21 protein-coding genes are annotated in these 23,883 nt (G+C 67.1%); 10 read left to right on the forward strand and 11 right to left on the reverse strand.

Annotated elements, in window-relative coordinates; translation table 11 throughout:
* Positions 1 to 33 precede the first annotated feature (33 nt).
* Positions 34 to 456 carry a hypothetical protein gene (locus AB0442_RS28445; RefSeq protein WP_366166337.1) on the reverse strand — a complete coding sequence of 141 codons (423 nt, stop codon included), beginning with the start codon at positions 454 to 456 and terminating at the stop codon, positions 34 to 36.
* Positions 457 to 632: 176 nt separating this feature from the next.
* Here AB0442_RS28445 and AB0442_RS28450 point away from each other — a divergent pair, with 176 nt between their 5' ends.
* Positions 633 to 1,589, forward strand: coding sequence for a pentapeptide repeat-containing protein (locus AB0442_RS28450; RefSeq protein WP_366166339.1), 957 nt, complete (start codon positions 633 to 635; stop codon positions 1,587 to 1,589).
* Between the two features lie 250 nt (positions 1,590 to 1,839).
* Here the strand turns inward: AB0442_RS28450 and AB0442_RS28455 are convergent, their stop codons facing one another.
* The 6 genes from AB0442_RS28455 to AB0442_RS28480 form a co-directional block, all read right to left on the reverse strand.
* Positions 1,840 to 2,415 carry a hypothetical protein gene (locus AB0442_RS28455; protein ID WP_366166341.1) on the reverse strand — a complete coding sequence of 192 codons (576 nt, stop codon included), beginning with the start codon at positions 2,413 to 2,415 and terminating at the stop codon, positions 1,840 to 1,842.
* Between the two features lie 287 nt (positions 2,416 to 2,702).
* Positions 2,703 to 3,278, reverse strand: a complete 576-nt coding sequence (locus AB0442_RS28460; RefSeq protein WP_366166343.1) for a hypothetical protein — start codon at positions 3,276 to 3,278, stop codon at positions 2,703 to 2,705.
* Positions 3,203 to 3,721 (reverse strand): hypothetical protein, encoded by a 519-nt coding sequence (locus AB0442_RS28465; RefSeq protein ID WP_366166345.1) that lies wholly within the window; start codon positions 3,719 to 3,721, stop codon positions 3,203 to 3,205. The genes AB0442_RS28460 and AB0442_RS28465 overlap by 76 nt, the downstream gene beginning before the upstream one ends.
* 873 nt (positions 3,722 to 4,594) lie before the next feature.
* Positions 4,595 to 5,182 (reverse strand): DUF3223 domain-containing protein, encoded by a 588-nt coding sequence (locus AB0442_RS28470; protein ID WP_366166347.1) that lies wholly within the window; start codon positions 5,180 to 5,182, stop codon positions 4,595 to 4,597.
* Between the two features lie 175 nt (positions 5,183 to 5,357).
* A complete protein-coding gene (locus AB0442_RS28475; RefSeq protein ID WP_366166349.1) occupies positions 5,358 to 6,194 on the reverse strand; it encodes a PIN domain-containing protein in 837 nt (278 codons plus the stop codon).
* 130 nt (positions 6,195 to 6,324) lie between these two features.
* Complete coding sequence (locus AB0442_RS28480) at positions 6,325 to 6,459, reverse strand: hypothetical protein (RefSeq protein WP_366166351.1); 135 nt, start codon at positions 6,457 to 6,459, stop codon at positions 6,325 to 6,327.
* 646 nt (positions 6,460 to 7,105) lie between these two features.
* On the opposite strand from AB0442_RS28480, the gene AB0442_RS28485 reads away from it, so the two are divergent.
* From AB0442_RS28485 to AB0442_RS28510, 6 genes are all read left to right on the forward strand, one after another.
* Positions 7,106 to 9,094: a hypothetical protein gene (locus tag AB0442_RS28485; protein ID WP_366166353.1), complete on the forward strand. Its 1,989-nt coding sequence runs from the start codon at positions 7,106 to 7,108 to the stop codon at positions 9,092 to 9,094.
* Between the two features lie 285 nt (positions 9,095 to 9,379).
* Complete coding sequence (locus tag AB0442_RS28490; RefSeq protein ID WP_366166354.1) at positions 9,380 to 10,147, forward strand: hypothetical protein; 768 nt, start codon at positions 9,380 to 9,382, stop codon at positions 10,145 to 10,147.
* A 94-nt stretch (positions 10,148 to 10,241) separates the two neighbouring features.
* Positions 10,242 to 13,439, forward strand: a complete 3,198-nt coding sequence (locus AB0442_RS28495) for a CHAT domain-containing protein (RefSeq protein WP_366166356.1) — start codon at positions 10,242 to 10,244, stop codon at positions 13,437 to 13,439.
* A gap of 4 nt (positions 13,440 to 13,443) precedes the next feature.
* Positions 13,444 to 14,328 (forward strand): hypothetical protein, encoded by an 885-nt coding sequence (locus tag AB0442_RS28500; protein ID WP_366166357.1) that lies wholly within the window; start codon positions 13,444 to 13,446, stop codon positions 14,326 to 14,328.
* A 1,039-nt stretch (positions 14,329 to 15,367) separates the two neighbouring features.
* A complete protein-coding gene (locus AB0442_RS28505; protein WP_366166359.1) occupies positions 15,368 to 15,970 on the forward strand; it encodes a replication/maintenance protein RepL in 603 nt (200 codons plus the stop codon).
* Positions 15,964 to 16,344: a MarR family transcriptional regulator gene (locus AB0442_RS28510; RefSeq protein WP_366166361.1), complete on the forward strand. Its 381-nt coding sequence runs from the start codon at positions 15,964 to 15,966 to the stop codon at positions 16,342 to 16,344. Before AB0442_RS28505 ends, AB0442_RS28510 begins: the two co-directional genes overlap by 7 nt.
* Positions 16,345 to 16,516: 172 nt before the next feature.
* Here AB0442_RS28510 and AB0442_RS28515 read toward each other — a convergent pair whose 3' ends face one another.
* The 3 genes from AB0442_RS28515 to AB0442_RS28525 all read right to left on the reverse strand — a co-directional run bounded on the left by AB0442_RS28515 (position 16,517) and on the right by AB0442_RS28525 (position 20,255).
* Entirely contained in the window at positions 16,517 to 18,649 is a 2,133-nt protein-coding gene (locus AB0442_RS28515; RefSeq protein WP_366166363.1) for a SpoIIE family protein phosphatase, read from the reverse strand.
* Complete coding sequence (locus tag AB0442_RS28520) at positions 18,646 to 19,197, reverse strand: sigma-70 family RNA polymerase sigma factor (protein WP_366166365.1); 552 nt, start codon at positions 19,195 to 19,197, stop codon at positions 18,646 to 18,648. The genes AB0442_RS28515 and AB0442_RS28520 overlap by 4 nt, the downstream gene beginning before the upstream one ends.
* 602 nt (positions 19,198 to 19,799) lie before the next feature.
* Positions 19,800 to 20,255: a hypothetical protein gene (locus AB0442_RS28525; RefSeq protein WP_366166366.1), complete on the reverse strand. Its 456-nt coding sequence runs from the start codon at positions 20,253 to 20,255 to the stop codon at positions 19,800 to 19,802.
* 528 nt (positions 20,256 to 20,783) lie between these two features.
* On the opposite strand from AB0442_RS28525, the gene AB0442_RS28530 reads away from it, so the two are divergent.
* Entirely contained in the window at positions 20,784 to 22,301 is a 1,518-nt protein-coding gene (locus AB0442_RS28530; protein WP_366166367.1) for a hypothetical protein, read from the forward strand.
* Positions 22,302 to 22,368: 67 nt separating this feature from the next.
* Here AB0442_RS28530 and AB0442_RS28535 read toward each other — a convergent pair whose 3' ends face one another.
* Complete coding sequence (locus AB0442_RS28535; RefSeq protein ID WP_366166369.1) at positions 22,369 to 22,587, reverse strand: hypothetical protein; 219 nt, start codon at positions 22,585 to 22,587, stop codon at positions 22,369 to 22,371.
* Positions 22,588 to 22,830: 243 nt separating this feature from the next.
* Between AB0442_RS28535 and AB0442_RS28540 the strand changes: the two genes are divergently transcribed.
* On the forward strand, positions 22,831 to 23,673 hold the full coding sequence (locus AB0442_RS28540; RefSeq protein WP_366166370.1) for a hypothetical protein: 843 nt from the start codon (positions 22,831 to 22,833) through the stop codon (positions 23,671 to 23,673).
* Positions 23,666 to 23,883: hypothetical protein (locus AB0442_RS28545; protein ID WP_366166372.1), on the forward strand; the 218-nt coding region annotated here is incomplete at its 3' end. The genes AB0442_RS28540 and AB0442_RS28545, both read left to right, overlap by 8 nt.

Genomic DNA, 23,883 nt, shown 5'->3' on the forward strand with positions numbered 1-23,883 from the left:
TGACCAGCGAGCATCACACCGCAGGACGAATCATCAGGAACCGGACAGCCCAGCCGAACCCCTCATGCCGGCGCGCGCGCGTGAACGATCGAGGCGTGGGTCGCTGCCGAGTGTGTAGTGGGCGACGTAGGCCAGGACGGATTGGGTTCGGCATGCTTCGAGCCAGAGGGCGATGACGCGCTGGGAAGCGAAGGCGTAGGCGCGGGCGGTGATCTCGTCCTTGAGCTGCCATTGTTCGCGGGTCTGCGGGCCGACCTGTTGGCTGAGCAGGGGGTCATCGACGAGCTCGGTGTCGGGGTTCATCCAGCCGTAGGTGCGGGCGAGCAGGTCGACGTACAGCTCGGCGCGGCGCTGCCACAGTCGCTCGTCCTCGGCCAGGCGCCGCTGGTGGTAGAGCGAGTAGCCAGCCAGCAGGATCGACAGCGCCGGCACTACGACGTCCCAGAAGGAGCTCACGCTTCCAGCTTCGGCCTCAGGCCCTCGGCACGCCGACTGTGCGACATCCCGCATCGGGCAACCACTGGTTGCGGCGTGTCGAGACCGCCAGCGCATCGATCAGCGGTGTGCTATTTCGCATGAAATCCAAGAGAGTGCTGCTCCCTATGGCAGCGACTGCTGCGCTAGGTGCCTTGGTGCTGTTCATCGTCGCCTTGTGGCGGATCCCTTGGTGGTTGGATCACCACTACCTGACAGATGATCTGACACCCGCACAGGCCACAGCGGTTTCAGGAATGCGGACAGCCCTGGTGACGCTGGGAGCCGGCCTTCTAGTGGCTGCTGGGCTGTTCTATACGCACAGAACTCTGGAACTGACGCGGGAGGGTCATGTTACCGATCGCTTCACCAAGGCAGTTGAGCAACTTGGCTCCACCGTGCTCGAAGTTCGTTTGGGTGGGGTTTACTCCCTGGAAAGGATCATGCATGACTCACCCAAGGACTACCAGACCGTCCTGGAGGTAGTCGCGGCCTTCGTTCGAGAGCGCGCCGTCCCCTTTCAACAGGGGGTGTCTAATAGAGATCCTCGTGTCGCGCGGGCGCTTCGACGCGTTCCGCAGCCAGCAGCGCCATCAGTAAAGCCAACCACTGACGTGCAGGCCGCGCTGACCGTCTTGGGCCGTCGCACTTTGACTCACCGAGGTCGCCACCCTCTAGATCTCTCTAACACTCATTTGGAAGGTTCTGGCCTGATGAACGCTGACCTGAGCAGCACCGTTTTGGTTGGCGCATACTTGGAGGGCGCCAACCTATCTTTCTCGAATCTAAGGAATTCCCTGTTGGTCAACGCTCGGCTGGACGGCGCGCTGATGGCCGTTACTCAGATGCAGGGGGCGCTTCTAGTGGGTGCAAGGCTGAGAGGCGCGATGATGGTTGGCGCGAACTTGGACGACGCCGATTTGAAGGGTGCAGTCATGGATGGAGCATTGCTCGCTACCACGGACCTTAGAAATGTCAAGAATCTTACAGTGGACCAGATTGTGGCAGCCAAGCCGGACTCCAGCACGCAGTTGCCTTCGCACCTAGCTACGGATGAGCGGGTGCGCGAACGGATCCGCCACGTAGAGGCGGCTGGAGAATCAGAGCCTGCCTGAGAGGCGTGGGCCTGCCGGCCTATCCCAGACCAACCCGGAGCCCGCCCCAGCGTGTTCACCGTGAACCCACGGGTGATCCCCCGAAATGAGGGCCTTGGACCCTTGGGTTCCCAGTGGGCCTTCAGTTTCCTCGATCTCGTGGAGCTCTTATCCTCGGAGTCCTAGCTCAGACACAGCCGCAAATTAGGTCGCGGATGGCTTCGATCGGCGCCCCTGATTAGTTGCCCTCGACCGAGCGCGGTGCGGTGGATCAACGGCTGCCAGGAGAGCCAGGGTGCAACTCCCGCCGACAGTCCGAGATGAATTTAGTGACAGTAATGATGGATTTCGTCGTGAGCATGTCGAGTTCTCTTATTTCGGCGTCGGGTTCTTCGCGGACTGGCAGTCGGGAGACGCCTGCATCGGTCCAGCGGTTCAGGAGGTCGGCCAGCTCGTACAGTGCGGTGACGGCCCGGAGCGCGGCCCCGCCTACTTCACGAGGGCCCTCAATCAGGACGGCCGCGAACGTCTCGTCGACAGCCTGCAGCTGGTCAGCGCTTCTCTCCTGCAGAACCCGAGCGCGGGGGAGGATGAAGGCCCAGTCGGCTTCTGAATCCCGGCTAGCCTGGACGAATAGGGATACCCGGTCCATGAGGGTGGCCTTGCAAGTGGTCAGGGTGAGCAGCAGAGCGCTGTATGCATGGCGGCGTGCTGCTCGGGCCTCGGCTGCATCCTGGCGCCGGCCCTCGGCGCGGCTCCCGAGATATGCAATCCCGGCGCCCGCTAGCGTGCCCGCAACGGTGCCCACGACGGCGAGCAGCGCGAGTTCGGTGGCGGTGATGTGCACATAGCCATCGTGACGCCTTGCCATCCTCACCAGCACAGCCCGACGCGCGGTGCTGGTGGCTCCAGCTGGCTGACGCCGTACTTTGCGGCTGGTGTCCAAGGGAGGAATTCGGGGCCGACTTCTGCGGCCGGCCTGCAGCGGATCTCCTTGGAGACATCTGTTTAGACAACCGCCGGCCTCACCACCCTCCTACAGCAATCCCCGCGCCCCCTTCCCGCACTGTCCCCACGGACCTGGGTCACACTGCGGCTGGGAGGGGTGCGGCTGGGCGATTGTCTAAACAGTCTTCATCGGGACAGCTCGATGTCCCTGGCGGGGCCCAGCTGCACGACCTCCGCCTCCACGACTGCGCCGTCGTCGCCGCGCTTAACCACCACCGTGGACGGCGTGAAGAAGCGGGCCTCGGCCGGCACAGGGCCGTGGCCAAGCCCGGAGTCCAGCGTCACCGGCATCCGGACCGTCCACGCCACCTCCGCCGACGCCCACCGCTCCTCCCCCACCTGATACGCAAGAACCCTCCGGTCACCGCGAGACCGTGCCTCGGTCACCTCGATCTCGCCTACCCCGGGAAAGCCCATGGCGAGCGACCCCAGCGCGCCAACCGACTGCAGCAGTTGCACCTTCAGGTACACACTGTCGTCCAACGCCAGCCGCACCGTCTCAAGCACAGGCTCAGCCATCAGGCCGGCGCGGGCGAGCGGCTGCGGGTCCTTGTCGGCAAGCTCCGCCAACAGGCCATGCACCGTCCTATGGAGCTTCAGCCGACCCTGGTCGACATGGCGGGCGCTCAGGTCGTCCTCCAGCTCCGGGTGCAACTTCTCGCCAGAGCGGAAGTCTCCGTCGTCGCAGACGAAGTGCACCACCTCCCCACCTGCACACGCCTCCACCACCGCGAGCCAGATAGCAGCATCCCGGCCCCCACCGCAAAATCGCCCTTCTGCCGTGCCGGACGACGACGCCACGCCTCCCGTGCCATCCCCTCGCGGTACAGCTCAGCGGCCATGGGGAGCTTGCCGAAGACCTGCTCCAGCTCGGCCCGACGGTTGCTGACGGCCGTGGCCGGATCGAACCGTTCTGCGGCTCTTTCCCTTCTCTCCCAACCGGCATACAGCTTCTGCAGCTCCCGCCGGGCCTGGTCGATCTGCGCGTTCCAGTGCTCGACGTCTCTCTCCACGTGCGCCAGCACCTCCTCCCAGACCAGATCCGGCAGCACCGGCTTGTGTTCGCTCCTGTCAGTAATCACCTTGAGCATGTGCAACAGCAGGCGTCCAGCGCCTTCCACCTGATTCGTGTCGAAGACAATCACCCCGGGAGTGTTCCGACTGCCGCTGCCGACAAACCCGCCCGCCGAAGCGTTCGACACTGCCGGGTCGCAATGGCGTGCCGGTCCGTGCCTTCCGGGCTCGGGTACCGCAAGTCGCTTCACCCGCGGCATCACGCGGCCCGGTCTATGCCCGGCTGCGGACACGCAAGACAATCCCGCGCATGACCGACAACACCCCGCCACCGCCCCGCCGCCCCAGATGGATCATCCCGCCATCGGCGTAGGTCGCCGCGCTCCTCGGGGTAGGCATCCTCATCGGCCGACTCACCTCCGCCGAATCCGCGCCCGCAGCAGCCCACCCTGCGACGCTTCCCGCGCAGCTCTCCAAAAGTACAGCGACCAAGCCCGCCAGGAGACCAAGGACAGCTCTGAGGAGACTGAAGCCATCAACCTGATGGCCAACGTCGTCCTCCAATCCCCGGAGTGCTTCAAGACGGCAGGGCTGTTGCAAAGTCCGGCTCAGCCGGGATGCGCCGACTCTTCGAATGTTTGTCCGAGGTGGCGTCCGGGCAGGTCGGCGCGGCTTTCATGGTCGGAAAACGCCTGACGTCACGTCAGGCTCTCCGAAGCGGCGGAACTGAGGCCAGGCTTCTGACCAGCGGAGATGCCGCGGGCCGTCGACTTTGCAACAGCCCTGTTCAAGACGGAGACCCGCGCCAAGGCGCAGTCGTTCAAGGATCGGCAAGCGGCCGGACGCTGCCCCGATTCATAATCCGACCAAACAGTCACAGCGGTACCGATCCGGGGGATGCCCCCAAGGCGCCGAGGGCCGCGGCGGTACCACGTGGGCCGGAGAGCGCGAGGCGGCACGGGCGTCCGCACCGCACCATCTCGGCGCTCTCCGGCGCCCGCTGCTTACCGGGAACGGCGCAGGCTCTCCGCCGGGGTCAGCAGGGCGAGGACGGCGTGCTCCCGGTGGAAGTCGTGCCACCGGGCCGCCAGGGTGCGATCAGCGAACAGCGCGAGCCCGATCTCCGTGTTCGTCTCCAGCTCGATCCCCTCCGGCCCGCCGGCCCCCTCCACGAACTCAGTCGCAAGGTCGTGAAAGCTCCGGCCGCGGTAGTACGACACGTGCACGGTGGCGGCCGCTACCGGCAGGCCACTCTCGTCGGAGACCAACGTGCCCTCCGACTCCCGATCCCTCACGTAGGCGTCGCGCTGCGTCTTCACCTCGGTCCGCATGGCGGCCTCCACCCGCTGCGCGTGGGTCGGCGGCTCCAAGGCGTCGTTGTACGAGAACGGCACGTGCCGCCCGTCGGTGTGGACCGCCTCGGGCCCCTTGTAGCCGCCGCGGGGCGTCATGATGACGCGGAAGTGGTCGACGCCCGGGCCGATCTTCTCCACCGCCTTCGGGTGCATGTCGAGGAGGTCGCGCAGCAGCAGGGCGTCCTCCTCCTGGTCGACCACGGCGTTGAAGTCGTACCGGTTCAGGAGGTCGCTCACGGCCTTTTTCCGGGCAGCCTTCGTGCGGTACGAGCGGTCTCCGATCCAGTACACGGACATGGTGAACTCTCCTTTGGGCGGGGGAGGGATCTCGCGGGCACCCACGCTAGGGCACAGGCCGCGTCCGGCCCGGTCCGGCTTGACAGGCAATCAGCCGCCAACTCCCGTACCGGGCCTAAGCCGTCGCCGTAGTGGCCTCGGTCGCGGCGACCTCGGCCACGGCAGTGCCGCCCTTGCGGTACTGCGCGGGCAGGCGAAGGGGCGTCAAGCCCATGCTCTGGGCGCGCAACCGCATCCCGGTGTCATCGGTCAGCACCCGTGTGCCGGCCGAGGGCAGCAGTTGGTTGAGCTCGGCGGCGCACAGCAGGATCTCGACGTCGGCCTCGCCGAGGCGGTGGCCCGGAGGATCGAGCCGGACCTCCAGCGTCACGCCGGGCCGCAGCCCCACGGCCTCCCCTGCGGGCGCGCCAGCCAGCTTCCGCTCCAGGTAGCGGATCGCCGTGGTCGCCTTCGTCGCGAGCGCCCCGTTGCCGTACTTCTGCCGGTCCAGCTCGTCGATCACCACCAGCGGCACCACCAGGCGCGCCGGGCCGTTCAGCTTCTCCGCCCGCAGCAGCTCCTTCCAGTCGATGTCCTCCGGCTGCCGCCAGTGGTTGAGCATGTTGGTGTCGTAGACGACCGGCACTCCGGGCCGCGCGGTGTACGCGCGCAGCGCCTTCAGCTGCTTTTGGGCGGCCTCGATCGCGGCGATCTGCCGCTGAATCTCCTGCACCAGCGCACCGAACAGATGCTCGACACCTGATGATGCTGCCAACTGCCAGGCGTGCCCGGAGTACAGGCCGCCGGCGAGGTCCGGATCGGCTATCGCCTGCCCCAGCCGGTCGTACGTGGCAGTGATCGTGCGGAAGTAGTCCGACCAATAGTGGTGCCCGCCCGGGTACTGCCCCTGCCGCTGGTAGAGGTGCTGCCACTTCTCCAGCACGTATGTCAGGTCGCTCTCAGCGATGTCCAAGCTGTATCAGGGGCGCAGTCTCATGACCGGGATCGTGGCAGACCGTCACCAGCCCGCGCGCCCCTATTGAGCGATACACCTGGATCCGGCGCCAGGTTGGAAGGCATCTCACGCGAGGGAAGATCCTGGCCTAGCCTTCGGGCGGATTCTTGATCAGCACCACTGTCTGCTCGGCGGGGAGTCGTGCACCGTCGACCCCGCCCACCGAGCCGCACAGCGTGATGAACAGCCGCAGCAGCGCGGCCCACCGCACATCCTCGCCCACCGAAGGCACTGTCCTTGTCCGCCTGGACGCCACCGTCGACCGCGTTGCCCGCGCACTTGCGCAGCCGAAGCTCCGGATCCACACAGTTGTGGGTCCGGAGCCAAGCCCGGAAGCCGGGCTGCCGCAGCGTCAGGTGGGGGCCTGAGCGATCACGCGGATGGTCGCGGCGAAGGCCACGTCGGCGCCCGGCGGGGCGTACGCTCCCACCACCGCAGCGGGACCGGCTGCGGGTCTGGAACAAGTCCGACGGGCCCCGATCTCACGGGCGCTGAGCCAGCCGAACCCAGCGCTCGTCTGTCGTGATCTCCGCTCACTGGGAGTCGATGAAGGTATCGAGCAGCCACTCCATAAACCAGCGGATCGCACCGGAGATGGCGGCGCCGATGACGTTCCAGGTGAAGCGGTTTTTGTTGATCATTACCGGAATCCCTTCGAACGGGCCGCGCGGTCGGGATGCGCCGCGGCGGCTGTGAGATCAGGGCACCGGTCATGCGGCCACTCCGGCGATCAAGCAACTCACGGCAAGGCTGTTTAGGCTGGTCAAGGGGCTATGAGTGGGCTCCGGGCGGACTCCGGTTCGGAGCTTGGACCGGAGGACCACATTGCCGTGACTGAGCACCGTGACGTTCGGTGGTTCCAAGAGGCCATGCAGCAGCTCTACGAGGAGGCAGGCAAACCCACCGAAAGCGAACTAATCGATCAGGCGCGGAGGAAGCGCGTGCCGCTAGACGACTCCACGCTCAATGACTGGCTTAAGGGTTGGCTGGTGAGCAGGAAGAAGAGCGGCGAGACTGCACGAATCGTCGTGCCGCGCGACCAAGTGAAGTTCGCGGCCCTGGTAAATATCCTGAAGGAACGCGCCAATAGGCGACGGAGAGCAACTCAGAGCAAGGTCGACTTCGAGCAGCTCCGCGCGAATGCTGAAATCGCTCGCCGACGTAAAAGGAGGCACCAGGAAGACACCGGCATGACGGACATGCCCCGTACTGACGGCCTCGGATGGCTACTGGCAGAGATTACCGACCCCTTCGCACTTGAAGTCCATCGGGCGATCGACATCGAGCTGCCCGCAGGATCTGACGACCTTGATCTACTGCCCGCATATGTTGAACGATCCCACGATAGAGATTTGCAGCGCGTCATTCAAATGGCCGCAGGAGGAAGCAGTGGTGTAGCCATTTTAATCGGCGCCTCTGCGTCGGGAAAAACGCGAGCCTGCTGGGAGTCTTTGCAGACTTTGCCAGCCGGGTGGCGGTTGTGGCGACCAGATGATCCCTCAAGTGCCGTAGGACAGCTGCCCAACGTCAGTAGCCGCACGGTGATATGGCTCGACGACACCCACGACAGCTTCCTGTACACGCCTATCAGCGACTCGGGCGAGAATCTAGCGCGCGGTCTTTACCTTCTGCTGCATGACTCTAAACGCGCGCCCGTTCTTGTGCTGGACACAATGTGGCCAGAGACCTGGGCAAAACTGATTACCCAGCCCACTAGCGGCGTCGGCGACCGACGGCACCAGCGAGCCGGTATCCTACTGAGCAGCCACGGCATCCGAGTTCCGTCCGCGTTCGACAACGAGGATGACCGTGCCGCCTTGGAGGAGAGATCGGCCCACGACCCGCGGCTTGCGCTAGCATCCGCCGAGGCCGAGGACAATGAAATTACCCAGTACCTGGCGGGCGTTCCTGTCCTGATGGAGCGGTACCACACTGCCCCAGAAGGCGCACGGGCCCTGATTGAAGCAGCGATGGACGCCTGGAGGTTCGGGCACCGCCATGCCATTCCGTTGGACTTCCTGCATTCGGCGGCACCCGCCTACATCGGCAAGCGTCAGCAAGAACGGTTGGCCTATGAGGGCGATTGGTTACAAGAAGCACTCGCCTATGCCAAGGCGGACTGTCTCGGGGTCCGCGGCCCTTTGACGCCCATCCCGTCAGGACCAGGTTTTCCACACCTCAGCACACCGCACTATCGTCTCGCCGACCCCCTTGAGCAGCACGCCCTGAGCCGACTGCAAGTTCTTCCCCCTGGAATTTTCTGGGAGGCAGCGGTCCACCACTTTACTGATCCCGTAGACCTGCTGATGCTGGGTCATGCCGCTCACAAGCGGTGGCTCCTTCGGCATGCCGCTCAGCTCTACTTGAAGTCAGGCGCCGCCGGGCTGGGCTATGCCTACGCAAGGTTGAGCGTATTGCTTGATTCTATTCAGGACCTCGACGGCGCAGAGGAGCTTAAACGTCGGGCTATCGATGTGGCCAATCCTCGCGAGGAATACGAGCTTACTATGCAAGGTGTCTTGGATGAGATCGATCCGCTTTCTCTATACGAGGCAGATCAGCTTCGGTCCGATCATGTCTGGCAATTGGAAAGCGCAGGGCGGTACGACGAGGCCGAAGAGTTTGCACGTCAGGAGGCAACGGCCGGGCATCCTGAAGCGATGGAAACGCTGATCACACAGCGTGCACCGTCTGACCCAAGTAGGAAGCTCTATGAGTTGGTGGAGGGCGAGTGGCGGATGCTCCGGCATGCGGGGCCGGACGCTACATTCTGGTTCCAGGTAAAACGCTATGGGCTGGAGGCCGATGGCAGTGTTTCGGCCCCTTGGAACTGGAAGACACTTGAGGGCACTCCGTGACGGTCCTTGGTCCTGAGCGGGCCGGGCTCTCGGCAGGGCTGTTGCAAAGTCCGGCTCAGCCGGGATGCGCCGACTCTTCGAATGTTTGTCCGAGGTGGCGTCCGGGCAGGTCGGCGCGGCTTTCATGGTCGGAAAGCGCCTGACGTCACGTCAGGCTCTCCGAAGCGGCGGAACTGAGGCCAGGCTTCTGACCAGCGGAGATGCCGCGGGCCGTCGACTTTGCAACAGCCCTGGGGCTCTCGGCTCTGGAGAACCGGAAATCCGTAGATCCGCGTACAGTTCCCCGTGGAGCAGCCTGACCCGTACGCCGTCCTGCAGGAGTGGCTTGCCGCTGGCCGCGGCAAGCACGGCCGTGCGCTGCAGGGCACCGCGCCGACCCGGTACGGCGCGGACGTCCGGGACTGGCTGCACTTCACCGAGGAGACCACCGGCATCGGTGCGTGGCAGGCGACCGAGGACACCGCGAAGACTTGGGCGTACGCGCAGGCGCTGCGGCCGCCGCCGCAGGGCGAGCCGTCCCGGCGGCCGCTCGCGCCCCGCGTCTCGCTGCACAATCCGGCGCGGCAGTTGGCAGTGCTGTCGGTGTTACTACGCCTTCGCCGCGGCTCCCGGGCACATCCGGGAGCCGCCGTTCAACCCAGCCGCGCTGCGGACGGCGCCCACCGCGCTCCCCACACCGCGCCGCTGAGCCTGGAGCAGGCCGCCGCGATGCTGTGTGCGGCCGACGACCTGGCGCCTGGGCGGCAGCGCCGCGGCCCGTACGAGGTCGCGCTGTACCGGGACCGGCTGTTGGTCTACCTGCGGCCGCGTCAGGCGGTCGGCATCGACCTGGAGGACCTGCACGAGGAGGACCCGTACCGGCGGGTGCGGACCCTGACCTGCCCGGCGCCGAAGGGTGACAGCACGATCGTCCACCAGCCGGCCCGCGCGGTCTGGCCAGCCATCGCCGACTACCTGCCACACCGCGTCGACGGCCAGCGCCCCGCCACCGGACGGCGCCCGCCAGCAGTCTTGATGCGACGGGCGCACGGGAGTCGGGGCGCCTCGGGATAGATCAAGGACTCGGGCTGCCCGGCAGCGGAGTGCCTGGAAAAATGGAAACGTGCGGACGCTTCGCATCCACCACCACGATCGGGACGGTGCCCGGGTGGTCGAGCTCGACTGGGACGGCGACTCCGTCACTGTCCCCTTCCGGCCCGCGGTCGACCGGTTCCTCATGGAAGACCTGCGCTGGTACCACGAGAACTATCGGGAGAGCTGGGCCAGCGCATCCAATGAGCGGGTTGCCCAGGTCCGCCGCGCCCAGCGTGCGATCGGTGAGGCGCTGTACCGAGCACTGTTCACCGGCCGCGGCTCTGCCCTCGCGGCCAAGGTACGCGCTGCCGGCGACCAGCTGCGGGTGGAGATCCGGGACGACGTGCACGACGCGGCCATCCCGTGGGAGCTCCTAGCGGACCCCAGAACCAAGAAACCGCTGGCTCTGGAGGCGGCAGCCTTCGTGCGGACGATCGGTGCCATCGCGGCCGTGGCGCCGGCGGACCGGGCCGTGTGGCGGATCCTGCTAGTGATAAGCCGGCCGGGCGGCGCGCAGGACATTGGGTACTGGGCCGTCGCGTACGAGCTGTGGCGTACGCTCGGTGCCCGGCCGCACGTCAAGGTTGACGTGCTACGGCCGCCAACCTTCGAGGCACTGAGCGAGCGGTTACGTGCCGCTGTGGTCGCAGGGGTGCCATACACGGCAGTCCACATTGACGGCCACGGCGTGATCCTGAACCCGTATGGCGGCCCGCGGCATACTGGCTACCTGGTTTTCGAGAGGCCCGGCCGCGACGGGCCCGACTTCGTCGATGGCACGACCCTAGGCCACGAGCTCGCCGCCAACGATGTCCTGCTCCTGACCATGAACGCCTGCCGGTCAGCCGACACGGCGGGCGGCGATCGGTACCTGCAAGCCGCGCCAACTGAGCCGACTGGCCAGCCGTCGATTGCCGAGGAAATCATCGCTGCAGGCGTCCCGGCCTGCGCCGGCATGGGCCGCGAGGTGTACCCGGACACCCCGTCCCGCTTCTTCAGCGCGTTCTACACGGCGCTGCTCGACAGTGGAAGCCCGGGTGCGGCAGCCCGGGAGGCGCGGCGGCGGCTGCAGGCCGAGCCGCTCTCCGTTGGTGTCTACCGCGAGGGGAGCCAGCCCATCGACGACTGGTGCATCCCGGTCGTGGCCGAATGGGCCGCCGTCCAACTCGCCTCCGTGCCCGGTGAGCCGTCGCATCTGACTGGCCTGCTGAACGACGTCCCCACTGAGCTCTCCACACCGGCGGTCGTGGGTTTCGACCAGGCCGTCCTGAAGCTGGAGGATCAGTTCGACCGGGCCAGAGTCGTTCTCGTGCACGGCCCACTGCTCTCGGGAAAGAGCCGGCTGGCCGTCGAGTACGCCCGCTGGTGGTCGGCCACCTCGCCCGAGCCCCGCCAGGTGACCTACCTGCGCCTCGACGGTGGCGACGCCGTGCTTGAAGGGTGCGCGCTCAACGACCTGGATGATGGCCTGCTGGTGCTCGACCAGGCGGACCGGGCCGGGCCAGCCGCGTCCGCGCTCGTGCACCGGGCGGCCCGCACTGGTCGGGTCATCGTGACCGCGCGCTCGCCAGAACAGCCATGGCTGCCGGACCACGAGCATCTCAGTCCGGATAAATTGCTGCTGAGGGAGCGGCGGGCCCTGCTCGGCGCGCAGTGGGCACGCACCACGGGCCGCAAGTACGACGCGCACATGTTCCACCCGCTGGCGTACTTCTGCGGAGGCATGCCTGGGGTTCTCCTGCTGCTACTGAACGCCGCATACGACCGCGTCGCTGGCGGCGTCTCGGCCGATCAGGTGGCCCAGTGGCTGCATGAGGCCCGGTGGGACCGCCTCGCCGACCTCGGGATGGACACGATCGCGAGAGTGGCCGAGCACGCCGCCGCGGATCTACGGGCCCGTCTCGATGCCAGGGAGCTTGCCCTGGTCCCGTACGTTGCCCGGTTCAACGTTTTCTGTGACGCCTCGACGGTGAGCCAGTTGGTGACCGTTGTGACGGGCGCTGCAGTGCCCGAGGACGTCGCGGCCCGGCTGATGGAGCGTCTGCTGGCGGCTGGCCTCATCGAGGAATCCACTACCCGCCGGCCCGGCTGGTGGCTGCACCCGCTACTCAAGCTCGTGTCGTCTAAACTCCCACAAGATAAAGACGCCGACCTGGACGGCGCACTCATCGCCACGATGGCCGGCGAAGCCAAGCGCCTCACCGCCGAGATCTCCAGCGCGCCCCTTGTCGTCAGCCAGCTGCTCCGGGCCCACAAGCAGAACCTGAACGACACGCTGTGGCTGGCCCTGGAGCGCCAGACCGTCGAGCCGATCGTGGACCTGGCCGAGGCCGTCTGCGTTTCGTGCCGGTACGAGGGTGATGCCAAGCTGGCCGGCGAGGTCCTCGATCTAACGCTGCTGCATGTCCTGGAACCCAACGCATTCGCGCCCCAGCTGCAGTCGGGCGAGCTCGCCGCCCGGCTCTGGTACCAGGCGATCTGGGTCAGCGCGTACTGGCCGTACCAGTCCCGCCCGGGTTACTCCCCGTCTGCCCTGCCACCGCCCAAGGACGATCACTTCGCGGCGGGCCTGTATCTCCGGTCCGTCGGCGACTATGCCCGGGCGCTCATAGCCTTCAGCGCCGAGGCGAAGGAGCCAGCCGCGCGCCCGCTCTACCGGCCGGGCGATCCGGACTGGCACATGGCCGAGATCATCCTGATCGCCGGCGAGGACGCCTTCCAGCCGACCGGACTAGACCATGGGCGCCGCAGCTACACGGCCCGGCTGCCCGATGATGAGCTAGGCCGGACCGCGTCGCGCGTACTGGAGGCCAGGATCCGCTTCCGCTCCCTGACAACTGGAGACCTCTTCGCGGGCGATCTCCTTCCGCCAGATGACCCTGTGGCCCTAAATGAGATCGCCGCACTGGTGGAAGAGGCGATGGCGGAGCAGGGTGGGCAGTCCGCGGAGAACCGCGCTCACGCCGAGATGATCCTCAGCTTTGTGCTCCTCGCGCGCGGCGAGCTCACGAGAGCCGTGGCCGCCTTCGAAAACAGCGTGCGCCTGCTGACCCAGATACGGTACCCCGACCTCTGGCGATACCAGTGGCGCTTCGCGCACTATCTCCTCCACCAGGGGTGGATCACCCGCGCCTACGAGACAGCGTTTGGGGCGTTCTATTCCGCCATGCATACGGGCGGCGCCGCGTGGCCAGTGTCCACCCATATCCGCGAGTTCTGCCAGCGGCTCGAAGCGACCCACAAGGAGCTGAAGCGACGCAGAAGGAGCTGAGGACATGAGCGACCCGTTCGGCGGCATCCCGCTCGCCGCCGCCCTGACAGACGAGCAGTTGGCCAACCGACTTGGCCAGCCGGTCCTCAGCGGCCGGGATACTGCCACGAGCGGTGACGGCCGCTTCGGGTTCGAGTGGCTCGGAGGGGCACCGGCGTGGCGGCACACTTCACACACCATTGGATTCATCCCGGAGAGTGCGTCCGGCGACGGCGCAATCCGGCCCGTCGGCCAAGTCGAGGCCGATCCCTCGCTCAGAAACGCCCGGCTGCGCATCACTCTGGACAAACTGCGGGTGGCGGACTACCCAGGCGGCGGGCCACACCGCGTCCTGTTTAACTTCTTCGTGCAGAACCGCACCGATACCGGCGTCGAGGACGTCAACTTCAATGCCACGTACCGCGTCCATGAGGGCGACAGTGCCGCCATCCTCAACTTCCCCATCTTCGCCGGAGTGGCGCCGTCCGAGACCGGCCTCACCATCCGCTGCTACACGGTGAACGTCAAAAACGACAACGACGAGCTGTTACTCGACCTTCTCGAGTCGGACGTCCTGCGACAAGGACTCACCCTCGCTGCCGTCGCCCAACCGGCGATCGGGCCGCTGTCCGACCTCGCCGTCGGCATGGCCAAGGCGATCGCCACCCGCCGACGCAACGTACCGGTCCAAGACGTCCACCTCGGCCTCGACTTCGGCGGCCCGGCAACCGGCGCGCGCTTGGCCACCGGGTCGTACATCGCAGTGCAGGTCCCGTCAGCCTTCCAGCGCTCCTGGCGCTGGTCGGACTGGACCTACGACGCAGATATGGACCAGATCGCCAACGCGGCTGGCAATCCGATACCGCTCAACTACTTCATCCTTGGTGTCAGCCGTATCCCGGCTGTCTGAAGAGTTGCGCATCCCCGTCCTTTCGCTCCTTTCTACCCCCACAATGCCTGCCACCTGCCCCCGAGACCGGACCGGGATCGGGCGGGAACCGCAGGACTGACGCGGACTTCAGCAAGTGGGTGGTTGAGCGCGGGGCGCTCCGCTACCGCACCCTGGCCAGCGCCCAGGCGGCGCTGGACCCGCCTTTGCTGCCGCCTGCCCTGCGCCGCCAGCCCGCCGACCGGGCCGTAGCCGGCCCTGCCGTCGGTCCGTCATCGCACCGGCCGGACCGCGGACGGTCCGGCACTGGGCAGTTGCCATCGAGGAGGTGGCTGGTACCCGTGCCGGGCGGAGCCGCCTACCGGTCCAGCCTGCACAGGACACCACGGCCTGCCCGCCTCCGAGAGGTTGCTGACGTCACCACCTGCAGACAAGACCTTCCTGCTCCACCTTCACGACCTGGGAGCACTGGCCGGGACCACCTGCAGCCCGTACCTGTTCGCTGGGTCGAAGAACCGGCAGCGGCAGGGCAGGGAGACCTGCCGCCGGAACTCATAGGCATGGAAAGGGCCGTCAAGGCCCGGGTCCGGCGGCAGCCGGACTTCCATGACTGATGCAGTGACCTCGCCTGACCGGACCTGCTGGGTACTGCTGGTCCCCAGCCCAGGCTGCGGAAGCGGCAAGACCAGCCAGCCCGCCGGAGGCAAAGCTGCGGCAGACTGGCTGCCGCGCCTTTTTATGCAAGAGGCAGCCATGATTATTAGGCCTCTGACCTGCAGACTTGGATTTTCAAAGGTCTAGCTGGGCCGACACTTTGGCTCGCATGGCGTCACTGGAGCTCGACATTCGACGCAAATGTTTCGCAGCATTGCGAAACATTGTCCGCCGGTGGTCATGCTTCAAGCCTCCCACCTGATCATCCGACCTTGCTGGACCCGGCGCTGTGAGGTCGCGCGCGCGCGTCGGCGCGCGACACGTGTTTCGCATCGGCATGCAGAATCCTTCGCACTGCTGCGAAGAACGTGTAGCCTGCTGCCGACACGAGCAAAGGATCAAGGCCTTGGCAGAAGCACAGCGCGACTCCGCACGCAGGAACGCTCCCCAGCGCTCGCGTCAGCAGAGACTGGAGCCTGCCGGCCCTCAGAACCAGCGGGACCTGGCTGCCGAGATCGTCCGTGGATACGCAGGGCACCTCCCGAGCGGCGTCTACGAGGCCCGAACGCGCTTCTACCGCCGTGCACCCCACGAAGTCCTCGGCTCCGACGGCTACGCACTGCTCAGCCGCTACTTCGCCCGCTACGTCCTCCCCCAGGCGCTCATGTCCGGCGAGATGACGAAGCTCCAGTGCGCGGTGCTCTCGAACATCGTCGGCCGGGCTGAACGAGGCGTCTGCCACGCCATCCAGCGCGAGATCGCCGACGAGATCGGCACCAGCCGCTCCAGCGTCAGCCCCGCCCTCAGGCACCTCGCGACCCGCAACTACATTCGCAGTGTCGGCCGGGGGGTGTGGCAGCTCAACCCTCTCATCGCGTACAAAGGCAATGGGGATGAGCAGCAGGCCTTCCTCGCCGAGCTTCGAGCATTGGCTCTCGAGAACGGCTTCCCTGACATCATCGGACTGGCCGCTGTCCAGAACGAGGAGAAGGAGTCGACGGCATGCTGATGGTCACCAACCTCTTCGGGATGCTTCGCCGGCTTGAGCTGACTCCCACCGCCACCAATGTCCTGTCTGTCATGGTCGAGAAGCAGGACCCAGGCGGTGCCGTCCCGATCACCCAGCAGGACATCGCGGAGGAGCTGCAGATCCTTCCGTCGGTGGTCAGCCGGGGTATGACTCTGCTCGTCGAGCGCGGCCTGGTGCTGCGTAAGGGCTATCGCTACCGCCTTCACCCTGCTATTGCCGGGTATAGCTCCGAGCTGGAGATGCAGGCCGCGATGGCCCGTGCTGCCCGCGAGGGTGTGCCGCCCATCCTGATCCCCGACTACCAGGCCGCCCCGCCCAAGCCCGGCCGGTCCCGGCTCCGCGCGGTCGGCTGATCGCCTGGTCAATGCTTATGCCGCAGCACTGACTGTTGCTGCGCTGCTGAGCCGGAGTCGTGGATCGCGTGCCTGAACAGCAACTGAAAGGGCCCGCTCTGATTGGAGCGGGCCCTCTCATCATGTTCCGGTGTGAAGTTCAGCCACCATCGCCGAGAGGCCAGTACTCGCTTCACTGGCCGCTGCAGTCAGGCAGCGCTAGCTCGAACCAAACGACCTTGCCGACCGCCTTACGGGCGGTGCCCCAGCGCTCGGAGATCGTGCTCACCAGGCGGAGGCCACGACCGTACTCATCCCGGGGACCGCCGGGTTCCAGGGACGGAAGGTTATGGCTGTCGTCGCTGACTTCGACCAGCAATTTTTCACCCAGTATCAGCTGCAACTGGACGTGGCCGTGCGAGACCCGCACCGCGTTGGTGACCAGCTCACTGACCAGCAACTCGGTGTCGCTGATGAGCGCATCAAGTTGCCACACACCCAACTGGTCGCGGACCAGCCGGCGGGCCCGGCGGACCTCCTCCTCCGCCCCGGCGAGCTCCCAGGTGGCCACCTCGCTCGGCGGCATGCCGTCGAAGCGTGCCACTAGCAGCGTGATGTCGTCCTGCTGGTCATCGGAGTGCAAAGTGCGCATGATGCTGTCGCAGGTCTCGTCCGGGGTCTGCTTGGGGTCGATCAGGTTGCCGCATAGCGCGGCCAGACCCTCTCCTATGTCACCGCCCCGCACCTCGACCAGGCCGTCGGTGCACATCACCAGCATCGAGCCGTCCGAGACGTCGATCCGCTTCGCCACGAACGGCACCCCGCCGACCCCGATCGGCGCGCCCCCCGGGATCTCCAGCAGCTCGCCCCGGCCGTCCGGGTGCACCAGCACCGGCGGGACGTGCCCGGCGCTGGCCAGCTCGCAGGTGCGGTTGATCGGGTCGTAGACCGCGTACAGGCAGGTCGCCAGGTGGTCGTCGCCGAGCTTGTGGGCCAGGTTGTCCAGGTGCCGCAGCAGCTGGCCGGGCGGCAGGTCCAGCGCGGCGAGGGTCTGCATGGCGGTGCGGAACCGGCCCATCGCGGCCGCCGAGTGCAGGCCGTAGCCCATCACGTCGCCGACCACCAGGGCGACCCGGCTGCCCGGCAGCTGGATCGCGTCGAACCAGTCGCCGCCCACCTCCGCCCGGGAGTCGCCCGGCAGGTAGCGGTGCGCGATCTGCACACCGGGGAACCGCGGCGGCCGGGTCGGGATCATCGACCGCTGCAGGGTCGTCGCCACCCGGGACTCCGCCCGGTGCAGCCGCGCGTCATCCAGCGACAACGCCGCCCAAGCTGCCACCTCTTGGAGAGCTCCTGTCTCCCCGCCGTCGAACGGCGAGCGGTCCGGCAGCCGCAGCAACGTGAGGATGCCCAGCACCGTGCCCCGGGCGGACAGCGGCAGCACCAGCATCGAGCACCCCGCCACCACCGGCACCAGGTCCGGCCCGCCGCCCAGCAAGGCCGCGAAGTCCACCGCCACGTCCGGGTCTATCACCGGCACCAGCACCGGCTGGTTCTCCTGCAGCGCCAGGCCCGGCGGCGTGGACCGGGGCATCGCGAGCAGTACGCCCTCGTTCAGCACGTGGTCCCACTGGCCCAGGGAACTGGATACGACTTGGGCGGCCACCCGGCGCAGCATGGTTCGGTCGTCCGGGCGCTTGTCCGGCAGCTTTGAGTCGGAGATCAGGCCGTCGAGGAGGTGCACGCAGGCGAAGTCGGCGACGGGCGGGGTGAACACTTCGCACAGGCTGCGGGCGATTTTTTCAGGGTCACGAGAATCGCCCAAGCCCTCACGGAGGGAACGAAGCATGTACAGCACTTCACCCCGGGCCAATGACGGGTCACCGGTCTGATGCGGCGATACCTCACTTCGGCCCGGGAGTGAAGCCGAAGGACCTTGACGAGGGGAGAGGATGCCAACGTCCCGGCCGGCACGGGCGCCGTATGCAGGGCGCGACCGGCCTGTGCGCGCCGCCACCGAGGGAATTGGTCGACCTGCAACGGCAAGGCTGGACGGAGCAGCGTGCTCAGGCCTAGCTTGGGCGGTCGCACTCATCTCTGCCGGTGACTGCAAGGGCTCCGTATCGGCCTTCGGCTGCTGCCGAGACCGAATCCGCTTTTTGATCTTGGCCAGCTCGCCTTCAACATCAACAACAGGCCCAAGTGCATCAAAGATCGCATTCTCCGTTGCACTCAGCATGTCCTTCAGCTGGGCTTCCTCGGGCGAGAACGGTTCCGCATCATCGTCTACGTCCTCCGGCTGGAAGCCGTGGGTACGGTCGGTCACGTCTCCCTCCCGCCCGGGCCCTCTACGACTCCCATGGCCCGCAAGTCCTGCCACACCCAGTCAAGATCACGACGAGCGAAAGTGACATGGCTGCGCACGGCAGGTTCGCTGATACCCATCATCTCTGCGACCTCCCGCGTACTGAAGCCTCCGAAGCAACGGAGCACCAAGGCGCGACGCCGTTGCGGGGCGAGACGTCTGGCTTCGTTGCAAACCCTCCGGAAGGCTTCTTTGAGATCGAAGCTGAAGGCCGGATCCGCCCCCACATCCACCTCGTCCCACCTCTCCATGGGCTCCCGCCGGGCATCTCCGGCTTGTGCCACGGCCAGGGCCTCCCGCACAACTACTTTTGCCAGCCAGGCATTCCAGTTCTGGACTGGGGGCTTCTCCGAGGTTAGCCGCTTCCAGCACTCCTCGAAGGTGTCCTGCACTGCGTCTTGTGCGGGCGCCAATCGGTTGCCCGTCACGACCATGGCTTTGGCCAGCAGCCGACGATAGTTGCTGCGGTACAGCTGATCGAATGCCTCATCGGCGTCCTCCGGGGTCACCCGTCCTCACCGTCATCCAGTACGTCCACCACCCACGAGACTCCGTCGCGGTCCGTTGCCTCGACCCGCCCACCGCGCGCGGGAAGCTCCCGAAGCACGGCAGTCATCGTCTGGCGCCGTCCCTTCTCGCGCATCTGGTAGGCAAGAGCTCTGAGAAGCACCCCCACGCCAGAGCCACCACAGGCGACCGCTACCCAGTCCCAAGCGGACATAGTCTCTCCCTCCGAAGCCCTCCCCCTGAAAGAGAGCTGCTACCTCATAGAGGCCGAAGGGCCCGAAAGCGCTTAACCGTCAAACAGGCTGCGCAAGACTCATGTTGACCGACCAGCAGCTGATGGCTGAGTGGAAGCCAGCCCACGCCCCCCACGCTTCCGCTGCTCCGTCCTCCGCCCAGCGAGTGCGACGGTTGGACGACCCGCAGAGGTGCGTGCGGCCCTGCTACGAAGGACACAGCCGGACCAGGCACTATCTGCGAGAACGTGATCGCTGCACGCCAACGACGGCCGACGCGGTCGTGACTTTCGACCCAGCCGATGGCCGCGACCTGACTGCAGACCCACAGCGCGAGCGAGCAGCCACCGATCCGGCGCTCCCGCCACCGATCAACCAGCGTCGGCAATCTTGCCGAGCCGGGCAGCCACCGCCTCGACCTCCGTCGTGCCTTGTGTCACCTCGACCGTGCTTCGCGCCATCGCCGACGCACGCCCGTCCGCATCAATGCAGTGCTGCGCACTCTGGCCGTACCACAGCAACGCCTTCGACCAGTGCTGCTGCGCCTCGGCGTCCGGGATCGGGCCGTACTCCTGCGCCGAGTCCACATGGACCAGCATCGTGCGGCACGCCTGTGCCACGGCACCGGAGTCCCCGGACGCCGCGGCCTGGCCAACCGCGACCGCGTCAGCCTGGATGTTCTTGACGTGGGTCAGACCCCCTCCGGCCGACCACGTCCCGATCGCAGGACCGCCAGTGGAGGCAGCTGGCGAGGGCGCGGCCGACACGACGGCGGCCGGCCCGGCACCCGTGTTGCTGCTGCCACACCCTGCGGTGAACAGCACCACGGCGGCACCCGTTGTGGCCCACAGCAGAGCCCGTCGGCCACTGCGGGCCGAACGAAGCAACGAGGTCGAGGACGTGAGTACGGGCATGCGAAGGCCTCCTGCTGTTCTGCTGGGTGATCACACGCCACGCTTCCACCTCCCGGCGGGACGCACGGCAGGGTTGCCGAACCGAGACCGGCCTGATGGCGGGACCTTCGCCGACTCGGACCTGGCGGTCGGGCTCGACGCGGGCGCGGACAGCAGCTCCGTGGTCCAGCGGCACTGCTCCAGCCGGCGACCGGGCGACTCTCCGCACCGCGGTCCAGCCACAGCAATCGGTCAACAGCCACGCTGCCAACGATCGTTCCCAGCCGAATCAGGCTGCAGCCAGCACTCCTTCCGTCGGCCGGCCCTAGGGTCGCCGTTGCGACCGAGGGAGCTGCGATGCTGGAGATGGACTGGACCGACTGGCAGTGCCCCACCTGCCACGCCACCCGGGAATGCATCTCACGCACAGGCCCCCGCTCAGTGCCGCACCTGCGCCGCGTCATGCTGACAGCCGTCCTCTGGGCGGCGCAGCGCTACTCGCGCCAGCTGCCCCGGCCGCAGCGGCTCCAAGCCGCGACCGCGATCCTGTCCAACCCACCAAGGTCGGGGGACGACACCGAGAAGGAACCGTTCTGGGCAACGCTCGCCTCGACGTTCGAACAAGCCGGCCAGCTGCTCCAGCACACGACGTCCTACGTGCGGGACGACAGCCAGGCGCTCACCAACACCAGGGAGCTGGCCGAGCAGGTGCAGCAGGTCGGCAGGGCGCTCAAGGACGCCGGCGCCGTACTCAGGGAGATGCGCTACGCGGAGCTGCCCCGCGACGACGAGATGCTGAAGACCATCCGGCGGCCGACCCCGGCCCAGCTACGCCTGGCCCGCAGCCGGGGCGACTACCGCGCCCTGGTGGCGGAGCTGGAGCGCCGCCAAGGGGAGCCGATGCAGCGTGGCCAGGACTGGAAGGCGGTCTGGACCGCGGACGGCGCGGTCACCGCGGAGGCCGCGGACGGCACCGTCGCGGCCGGCTGGGCGGCCTGCCCCGAGGCCGTGACGGAACTCCTCGCCCCCTGGGAGCCGACCAGCCTCCACCGCCCCAAGATCACCCTGGAAGTGGCCGACCCTCCGGACGTCCTCGCCCCTTGGTCCGAGGGCGCCTTACTCTCCACCGAACAGGCCACGGCGGCGTTCGAAGCCGGCGCCCCGCAGCTGCGCGCGATCGAGGAGGCCCTCGAACAGCTCCGCACCCAGTGGCCGGCCCATGAGATCGCAGACCGGGTCCAGGACGCGGCCCGGCTGCTGCAGAAGACAGCACCGCAGGTGCCGTTCTTCGACCTCGTCAACCACTCCCCCGACGCACTCTGGGCCCACGCCTCCTCCGCCGGCTGGGTGCGCGTGGAGGCCATCGTCGAAGCAGGAGACCCCGTCTGGGGACACTTCGACCGGCTCGAGAAGTCCCGCGGGCCCATCTGGCTCCCCACCGCCGCATCCGAACTGCTCGCCCAACCACCAGAGAAAGTCGCCGGGTTCCTGCGCCACCACCTCTTCGACGAGCCGCCCGTCAACCTCACCACCCTCGCCGGGCCAGCCGGCCCCATCCACGGCATCTCCACCGGCGGGATCCACCGCACCCACCTCTTCAAGGTCCTCGGCCTGCCCTGGCTCTACGCCAACCAGGACGCACTGATCCCGCCGCGCCGCCTCGACGTCTCGGCCGTCATCCCGCCCGGATCAGGACCCCGTGAGGCCGCGCGCACCGCAGCCCTGTGGGAAGGCCTCCTCGACCGCGGCCTGGCCACCGGCCGGATCGAGCGCAACGGCCCCTGGGCCACGATGCACCTCGACCGTGCACCCGCCCTCTGGATGCTCGGCACCCGCGACTTCGCGGCCGCGTACAACACCGCCTACGAGCGGGTCTACCCCGGCGCTCTCGCCCAGCTCGGCATCCCAGACACCGCACTCGAGGACGGCACTGCTTGGGAACACTGGCTAACGGCCCACAGCCGGGAAGAGGAAGGATAACGGGAATTATCCTTCTCTTTTTCGGGGCTCCGCCGGGTGGTACGGCCATACCACCCGGAGCCCGGGGTCAGCGGATCAGCTTGTGCAGCACCGGCACGCTCGCCCCGAAGCCGGTCAACCCGGCGAGCACCGCACCGGCCGCCAGGCCGCCGCTGAGGAAGGTCAGCCCGCCGACGACCAGGCCGATGAAGGCCGCCGTGAGGAGGACAATGGCGGCGTGCGCCGTAAGGAACGGGTCGGGCTCGTTCGGCGGGGTCGGGACGGGCGAACTCACGATCTTCTCCATGGAGCTGTCGGTGATTCGGACGCCCGCTTCTACGTCTCACCGGGCCTGGTACCCCACGGACGGATCCGCCCCGCGTCGTTCTAAAAAATCTTGAAAAAGTCCGTGGGGTACCCCCGGGAGGGCCACTTACAAGGGGGCGAACTCGGTTCCGGCACAGCACGGGAGCCTGCGAGTGGGCTGGGACGGGGCCGAAGTCGGCCCCTTCGCTGCGATGGGCCGAGGAGACGATCGGAAGGAGACGTGGTGCAGGGCGACGACGCGGGCGAGCAGTTCGCGGCCGCGCGCGCCCGCGACCTACAACCCACAGGCCAACCCGCCAGAAGTGATCTCGGTGCGCCCGTGCCGGCGGAGGTCTTCCGGGCAAAGGAGTCCCGCCCCGACCGAAAGGCTCGCCGACTGCAGGAGAGCATCGACCGCCGGCTGGCGGACCAACGCATCGTCCAGCTGCTGGCGGAAAACGGCTTTGAGGGCTCGCAGTACGACCGGTTCGTCGATGAGCTCATCCGGTACGGGATCGCCGTCCTGAAGGCCTGGATGCACTCCGGGTACATCTTCAGGCTTGTCGCTCAGCGCGGGTATGGCCTCAACCCGCACGAACTGGAGCTGGAAGAGCTTCATCTGAACAACGACCTCCGGGAGGAGCTGGCGACCATGACCGTCGCCCGCGCTCTGCCCCGCTTCCGCCAGCAGGCCCTCGTGGAAGGCGGCTGGCGCTTCGAGGGCGGTGCCAGCATCACCACCTACTTCATGGGTGCCTGCGCCTACGACTTCCCAAACGAGTTCCGCCGGTGGCGGGCCAGCGAGGAGAGGCAGTCGCGTGCACTCCGGCGGGAGAAAGCCGTCTACGAGGACCCCATCCGCACTTTGAGCGTTGCCGACGAGGTGCTGGGCCAACTGAGGGTGATGATCGACCTGGAGGACATCGACGACCCGAGGACAAGGGCGGCGGTGGCGATGGTCATCGACGGCTACTCGCAGGAGGAGATCCGCGAGGCCCTGGACGCCAAGACCGTGCGGGCGGTCGAAGGACTGATCTACCGGTGGCGGACCAAGGCCAAGCAGGGGGAACGTGACCAGCGTGACTGACAACCAGGACTTCGACGCGCTGCTAGAGCAGTCCTCCCTCGGTTCTGCCGGTGCCCGTCGACTGCGTGCGCGCACTCCTGTGGAGCATGCCGCCGCCGTACGGATCACCATGTTGCGGCGGGCGGTCGCGGCCGGCGACGACTCGGTCCTGGGCAACCTGGCCCGACTGCTCGAACAGGCTGGGGTCCGTGGTGAGGCAATGAAGCTGTA

It is taken from the genome of Kitasatospora sp. NPDC085895 (assembly GCF_040702125.1).
GTDB classification, from domain to species: Bacteria; Actinomycetota; Actinomycetes; order Streptomycetales; family Streptomycetaceae; genus Kitasatospora; species Kitasatospora arboriphila.

Coding starts and splice junctions, on each gene's coding strand:
- AB0442_RS28485 (WP_366166353.1), top strand. CDS start 7,106: ATGCAGCAGCTCTACGAGGAGGCAGGCAAACCCACCGAAAGCGAACTA.
- AB0442_RS28500 (WP_366166357.1), top strand. CDS start 13,444: ATGAGCGACCCGTTCGGCGGCATCCCGCTCGCCGCCGCCCTGACAGAC.
- AB0442_RS28510 (WP_366166361.1), top strand. CDS start 15,964: ATGCTGATGGTCACCAACCTCTTCGGGATGCTTCGCCGGCTTGAGCTG.
- AB0442_RS28530 (WP_366166367.1), top strand. CDS start 20,784: ATGCTGACAGCCGTCCTCTGGGCGGCGCAGCGCTACTCGCGCCAGCTG.
- AB0442_RS28535 (WP_366166369.1), bottom strand. CDS start 22,587: ATGGAGAAGATCGTGAGTTCGCCCGTCCCGACCCCGCCGAACGAGCCC.